This is a genomic window from Hymenobacter aerophilus DSM 13606 (genome assembly GCF_000382225.1).
In the GTDB taxonomy this organism is placed as follows: Bacteria; Bacteroidota; Bacteroidia; order Cytophagales; family Hymenobacteraceae; genus Hymenobacter; species Hymenobacter aerophilus.
This window is the reverse complement of sequence record NZ_KB907852.1, coordinates 1-6481: the sequence shown is the minus strand read 5'-3', so window position 1 is coordinate 6481 and position 6481 is coordinate 1. Positions and strand designations below refer to the sequence as shown.

6 protein-coding genes are annotated in these 6481 nt (G+C 60.7%); 3 read left to right on the top strand and 3 right to left on the bottom strand.

The features are described 5' to 3' along the window. A partial coding sequence (locus H145_RS24395) for a helix-turn-helix domain-containing protein (RefSeq protein ID WP_240471721.1) occupies nt 1-232 on the bottom strand: 232 nt, incomplete at its 3' end. Between the two features lie 435 nt (nt 233-667). Between H145_RS24395 and H145_RS22165 the strand changes: the two genes are divergently transcribed. The 3 genes from H145_RS22165 (at nt 668) to H145_RS0119095 (ending at nt 5528) form a co-directional block, all read left to right on the top strand. Next, nucleotides 668-2218: a helix-turn-helix domain-containing protein gene (locus tag H145_RS22165; RefSeq protein ID WP_019949750.1), complete on the top strand. Its 1551-nt coding sequence runs from the start codon at nt 668-670 to the stop codon at nt 2216-2218. 340 nt (nt 2219-2558) lie between these two features. Next, nucleotides 2559-4457 carry a glycoside hydrolase family 13 protein gene (locus H145_RS0119100; protein WP_019949749.1) on the top strand — a complete coding sequence of 633 codons (1899 nt, stop codon included), beginning with the start codon at nt 2559-2561 and terminating at the stop codon, nt 4455-4457. A gap of 174 nt (nt 4458-4631) precedes the next feature. Beyond that, nucleotides 4632-5528, top strand: a complete 897-nt coding sequence (locus H145_RS0119095) for a carbohydrate kinase family protein (protein ID WP_019949748.1) — start codon at nt 4632-4634, stop codon at nt 5526-5528. 169 nt (nt 5529-5697) lie between these two features. Here H145_RS0119095 and H145_RS0119090 read toward each other — a convergent pair whose 3' ends face one another. Together H145_RS0119090 and H145_RS0119085 are read right to left on the bottom strand one after the other, a co-directional pair. Next, entirely contained in the window at nt 5698-6168 is a 471-nt protein-coding gene (locus H145_RS0119090) for a hypothetical protein (RefSeq protein ID WP_019949747.1), read from the bottom strand. An 84-nt stretch (nt 6169-6252) separates the two neighbouring features. Next, the coding region (locus tag H145_RS0119085; RefSeq protein WP_019949746.1) for an IS5/IS1182 family transposase at nt 6253-6481 on the bottom strand (229 nt) is incomplete at its 5' end.

Sequence of the window (6481 nt, the reverse complement as noted above, 5' to 3'; positions counted from 1 at the left end):
GACGAGTTGTGCGTTTCCTGGCTCCAGGTGGGCATGGTGGGGGAGCCGGGGGCAAGCCGTTGGCCTCCGCTTCTGCTTCGACCAGGTCGATCCAGTGCCGAACGGTTTTACGTGTGAGCTCAAATTTGGCGGCGGCCTGGGCAATGTTGAGCTTGCCCAGATGAATTTCAGCCACCATTTGGCGCATGGAAAGCGCGTGCTTTTGCATACGCAAGTCAGACAGTGATGCCATAAGTTAACCAAGTTTTTGGTCAACTTTTTCTAGGACGAGACAGTGTAAATGAGGGAGTGGTGGGGATGCACAGTTCGGCGCAGGTCCCTGTGGCATTCCCAAGGCCAGTTGGATAGCAGCGACTGCACACTAGGCAACGCTACCTTTAACCCCGCAACTACTGCACGCAACAGTTGCCAAAGCGTGTTCCTACGGGGTCTTCAGCTGCTCTTCGCTGGTTATTTGGAAGGTGCACGACCAAGGCTGAGTCAGCTCGCGCACGCTGCCGCGCCGCGCTTGCTGAGCCAATGATAATGGCTTTTCACGCCCTTATTTACTTGCTTACTACAATCATTTAACGTGTTTGCCCGAACTCGATTCGTTTGCTTCTTGGTCTTGCTGATAGCGGGTTTTTCCAAGGATGGCTGGCCAGCCGCTCTGCCCCGTCCACGCGTTATGGTTTCCAGCGATACCGTTCGTAAGGCGGTAGAATATCACTTCGTGCTGACCAGCCTGCCGGCCAATACACCCGGCGATGCCGCGCTTTACCTGGTCGGGTCGTTTAACCACTGGCAGCCGGCCGATGCGCGCTACCGGTTTCGGCGGCAAGTCAATGGCTTGTGGGGCCTCACCGTGCGCACGGGACTGCTCCCGCTCGAGTACAAAGTGTCGCGGGGGAGCTGGGCCACCATCGAGGGCAGCGGGCACGGACAGGTGCGGGCCAACCGCGTGGCCACGCGCGAGCAGGCACAGGCCAGCGCCATAGAAGTGCGCGTGCAAAGCTGGGAGGACCTGAGCGGCACCTTCCAATTTTATTCGCTTTACGAACTGCTGCTGCTTTTCTCGTGTTTCCAGGCCGTGTTGCTGCTGATTGCCATTCCGAGCATTCAGCAAGCCAACCGGGCCGCCAACCGCTGGCTGCTGGGACTACTGGGGCTGGGCGCCGTTTGCACCCTGCTCACGGTCGTCAGCAGCGACCGGACGGTGGCCAACGCCTACCCGCAGCTGACGCTGGTGCCGGACGTTATTTGGTTTCTCTACGGCCCGCTGTTTTACCGCTACATCCGCCGGCTGCTGTTCAACGAGGCGCCCACGCGGCGGCAGTGGCTGCATTTCCTGCCCGCGGTGGTGCAGCTGCTGGTGTACCTGCCGTACTTTCTGCACGACAGCTACGAGTTTCAGTTGCGGCTGGTAAGCCACGAGCCCGTGTTACGGGCCGTGCTGCTGGCCACCGGGGTGGCGGGGTGGCTAACCAGCGGGGCCTACTGGCTGGCGTGCCGCCGGATGATTCAAGCCTACACCCGGGAGTACGAGGCCAGCGTGTCCTACGCCCAAAATCTGCGCTACCTCTCCACGGTGCTCGGTATTCAGGCGGCCTGTCTCGTGTTGTGGGGCTTCTTGTTTGGCGTCGTCCTGGCCAGCCGCTGGGCGGCGTTCGATGTCTATACCCTGGCGGCCCGTACCCAAGGGCTGATTTGGCTGGCGTTTTCCACCTTGCCCTATTTCCTGGGCTACGTGGTGCTGCATCAGCCCGAAATCTTCCGGCTGGCACCGGCCCCACTTGCCATGTCCCCACGCCCAGCCCTGGCTCAAGTTGCCGAGGGGCCCGGTGCGGGCGGGCCGGCCGCGCCGCGCCCGGCCCGCCCGCTGGGTGCGCTCGACCTGACCGCCGCGCAAGCCGCGGTGGCCGGCTACATGGAGCAGCACAAGCCCTACCTCAACCCCAGCCTGACGATTCACGAGCTGGCCGCCGGGCTGAAAATGCCCTCGCACGTGCTGTCTAGAGTCATCAACGAAGGCTTCGGCCAAAACTTTTTCGACTTCGTCAACGCGTACCGGGTAAACGAATTCAAGCAGGCGATGGCGGCTCCCCAGGCCCGGCAGTACACGCTGCTGGCCCTGGCCCTGGAGGTCGGCTTTAACTCGAAAACGGCGTTCAACCGCGCCTTCAAAAAGCAAACCGACCAAACCCCACGCGAATACTTCAGCGGCATTCGTGAGGAGTAGATGCCCGTTTTGGGCGAAAAAAACCGTAGGGCCCGGCCGGTGAGCAGGGGCATGAAGAAGCCGTAGTGCCGCACCAGCGGTCTCGTTTCCGCCAGCCGCACCAGCCGCCGAAGCACCACTTTCGAACAAAGGTACCCTATTAACGAATGGGCAAATGATTAATTGATAAGTGGTTGAGTGAAATTAATAAGCGTAAGAGACGGATGTTGAAAAGTGGGGCGCTTTCTTAAAAGCCAGGGGTGAGGTTTGACTTTCCAACTCGGTCAGGCGCCGGTCTGCCGAGGCGGGAAGCAACCTTCTCCCACCCCGCGGCCCCTGCTGCCGCGCTTAGTCACCTCCCATGCCCGTTGCCAAACTGCTCCTTGTGCTGCTGCTCCTTGTCGGCAGCCGCCTGACTGCCTCCGCGACCGCCCGCGTCGCCGGGCCCGCCAACCCGCCCATCAGCCGCATCGACCCCACCTTTTGGTGGGTGGGCATGAAAAACCCCAAGCTGCAATTGCTGGTGCATGGACCCGGCCTGGCCACCAGTCAGGTAACCCTGGCCAGCTACCCCGGCGTCACGCTCGACAGCTTTCAGCGGCTGGAAAGCCCCAACTACCTGGTGATAAACCTGACCATCAGCCCCAGCGCCCAGCCGGGTAAGCTGCAGCTGGCATTCAAGGGCAAGCAGAAGGCGACGTACGCCTACGAGTTGCGCGCCCGTACCACGCCCGGCGATAAATCCAAGGTGCAGGGCATCAGCAGCGCCGACTTTATTTACCTGCTCATGCCTGACCGGTTTGCCAACGGCGACCCCACCAACGATGTGGTAAAAGGCAACCGCGCCCCCGGCGCCGTGGCCCGCGACTCGATGTACGCCCGCCACGGCGGCGACCTGCGCGGCATCGAGCAGCACTTCGACTACCTCAAAGAGCTGGGCGTGACGGCCATCTGGCCCACGCCGGTCGTCGACAACAACATGCCCAAAGCCGGCTACCACGGCTACGCCCTCACCGATTTCTACGCCGTCGACCCGCACTACGGCAGCAACGAGGACTACGTGCGCTTCGTGCAGCGCGCCCACCAGCAGGGCCTGAAGGTGATTCACGACGTGGTGCTCAACCACATCGGCAGCTTCAACTACCTCTGGCTCGACCAGCCCGCCAAGGACTGGTTTCACCAGTGGCCCACCTTCACGCGGGGCAACTACCGCAACGGCACGGTCAACGACCCACACGCCACGGCCCTCGACCGCCAGTACTTCAGCAACACGTGGTTCGACACCACCATGCCCGACCCGGCCCAGGAAAACCCGCTGGTGGCCACGTATTTGATTCAGAATTTTCTGTGGTGGGTGGAGTACACCGGCGTCGACGGCTACCGCGTGGACACCTACACCTATTCCGACCCAACCTTCCTGATGCAGTGGGGCCAGGCCATTCTGGACGAGTACCCGCAGCTGGGCATGTTTGGCGAAACGTGGATGCAGCAGAGCGAAGGCGTGGCCCAGCAGGCGTTCTGGACGCGCAACGTGTTTCCGCCCGTGAACGGTTTCAAAAGCAACCTGCCCGGCGCCATCGACTTCATTCTGCGCCTGGGCCTGCTCGAAAGCCTGACCAAGCCCTTCGGTTTTGATGAGGGCGTTGCTAAGCTCTACTACGCCGTGCAGGGTGACTGGATGTACGAAGACCCCAGCCGCAATGTCATTTTCCTGGACAACCACGACGTGGACCGGGTATTCTCGGTGCTGGGCGAGGACGTGCGCAAGCAGAAAATGGCCCTGGCCTGGCTGCTCACCGAGCGGGGCATTCCGCAGCTCTACTACGGCACCGAAGTGCTGATGAAGAACTTCAGCCGCCCCGACGGGCTGCTGCGCGAAGACTTCCCCGGCGGCTGGCCCAACGACCCCAAAAACGCCTTTACGGCCGCGGGCCGCACCCCCGCCCAGCAAGACATGCACGCGTACGTGCGCACGCTGGCCAACTACCGCAAAACCCACCCGGTGCTGCACACCGGAAAGCTGGCGCACTTCGTGCCCGAAGACGGGGTGTACACCTATTTCCGCTACGACCAGCAGGGCCACTCCGTGCTGGTGATGATGAACTGCAACCCGACCGCGAAAACAGTACCGCTGAAGCGCTTCGCGGAACGCCTGCGCGGTTACACCTCGGCCCAGGACGTGCTGACGCAGGCCGTCGTGCCGGACCTGCAAACGGCCCACGTACCGGCCTACACCACCCTGGTGTGGGAGCTGCGGTAAAAGTCTATCCGCATAGGCTCAAAAAGAAACGGTCATGCTGAGCTTGCCGAAGCATCTCTACCGCGCAAGTAATCCTTTAATCCTTGTCGATTGAATTAGTTACGCGGTAGAGATGCTTCGGCAAGCTCAGCATGACGTTCTTTTTTCAAAAACAATTCTGTACCAATTCATTTCATGCTGCGCACGCTCATTTTGGGAGGCACGACCTTCGACCACATCGTCACCTTGCCCGAGCTGCCAGCCCCGCGACCGCAGACCATTCACCGGGCTCCCTTTCACGAAGGCACCGGTTCGACCGGTGCGGGCAAAGCCCTGGCCCTGACGAAGCTGGGGCTTCCCACTACGCTGTATTCGGCGGTGGGCGACGATGCGTACGGGCGGCGCATCGTGGCTGATTTGGCGGCCCAGGGGGTGAGAGGCCGTTACGTGCTGGATCCCGCCGGCACCGAGCGCCACATCAACCTGATGGATGCCCGGGGCCAGCGCATTTCGCTGTTTATTACCCAAGCTTCGCCCGCGCTGGCGTACGACCACGCCGAGGTAATGGGCCTCCTCCAGGCCAGTGAGTGCGTGGTGTTGAACATCGTCAGCTACTGCCAGCCGCTGATTCCGCTGTTGCGCAACTACCCGCACCCCATTTGGACCGACCTGCACGACTACGACGGCCATAATCCCTACCACGAGCCGTTCATTGCGGCTGCCCAGTATATCCACCTCAGCTCCGATAACCTGCCCGACCACCGGCCGGTCATGCAACGGCTACGGGCGGCGGGTAAGCGGCTCGTAGTGTGCACCCACGGCGCGGCGGGAGCCACCCTGCTCACCGCCACCGGCCAGTGGCTGGAGCAGGCCGCCGTGCCCGCCCCCGTCGTGGTGGACAGCAACGGAGCGGGCGATAATTTCTTCGCCGGCTTCCTCTACGGTTTTCTCCGGCAGGAGCCCGCGCAAAAATGCCTGCAATACGGAGCCCTGTGCGGCAGTTGGTGCGTGGGCGCTCCGGGCCTGGTAGCCCCGCACCTGACCAGCCCTCGCTTGGAAGAGGCCTGGCAGCAGCACTTCGGCAACTTATAGGCCAAGCCGGTTGCTTAGAAGAGCGGCTCTTAGAAAACGGAAAATATAGCACGCCAAGGCGCGTCCGCGTCTTTCGTGACCGTGATTTACCTATCGTGAACGGTCGTCGTTCACGATAGGTAAAAAGGTGGTAGCTATTTAAATCACCGTTTCCCTGAACTGGCTGCTTTTAAGCAAACTGAGCTGTAATAGCTGCTTCAATGGCGTGCGGCTTGTGCTGGTTAATTAGTATTTTCCGGATACAGAAATAGGGGTCGTAGGGTCTCCCATCGCGGCCCGTAATCGTTGTGACATCGGGCCGGTCGGCGTCATGGCTCCACTGCCCGCCGGTTTGCTGAATCAACACTTCGGCGACGTAGCACACCAGTGGAAGAAAGAGGTCGGCTTCGCTGACGCCGGACTTCACCAACCGACGGCAGGCCCCGTCAATTGTTCCCAAAGAACGGACGCTAAAGTCGTAGGCATCACCAAAATAGTGCTGAAACTCCGCGAGGTGGCGCGCGTGATGGGCCAGAAAGTACTCCCGGCCGTGGGACGTGGTAAAGACCCGTTCCCGATTCGTAGCCAAGGTAAAAAATGCCTGGAAATCCAGCTGGTAATACCCTTGTTGGTAATAGATGACGTCGCCGTTGGCTAACATGAAAGCAGCTGAGGCGTTCAAGTAGGAGAGGATTTTCTTGGCAACCGGTTTGACTTTGTTGCGCTTGTCCGCTAGGAGCTGTTCTCAATTAAGGTAGAGCGTGATAACTCGTAGACAGATAAAGGAGTCAAACGTGCGGTCCAGCTTATCGTAGCGGGTGGCTAAGCGTCTAAATTGCTTCATTTTGCTGAACGTCTGCTCAATGTGGTGTCGCTGCCGATAGGCCACTGGGTCGAAATGAGGCATGTTCTTGCGCCGTGGATTCGGCTTAATGACCGCCTTGGCTCCTGCCTGCGCTATCAGGGCCCGCAAC

Coding starts and splice junctions, on each gene's coding strand:
- H145_RS22165 (WP_019949750.1), top strand. CDS start 668: ATGGTTTCCAGCGATACCGTTCGTAAGGCGGTAGAATATCACTTCGTG.
- H145_RS0119100 (WP_019949749.1), top strand. CDS start 2,559: ATGCCCGTTGCCAAACTGCTCCTTGTGCTGCTGCTCCTTGTCGGCAGC.
- H145_RS0119095 (WP_019949748.1), top strand. CDS start 4,632: ATGCTGCGCACGCTCATTTTGGGAGGCACGACCTTCGACCACATCGTC.
- H145_RS0119090 (WP_019949747.1), bottom strand. CDS start 6,168: ATGTTAGCCAACGGCGACGTCATCTATTACCAACAAGGGTATTACCAG.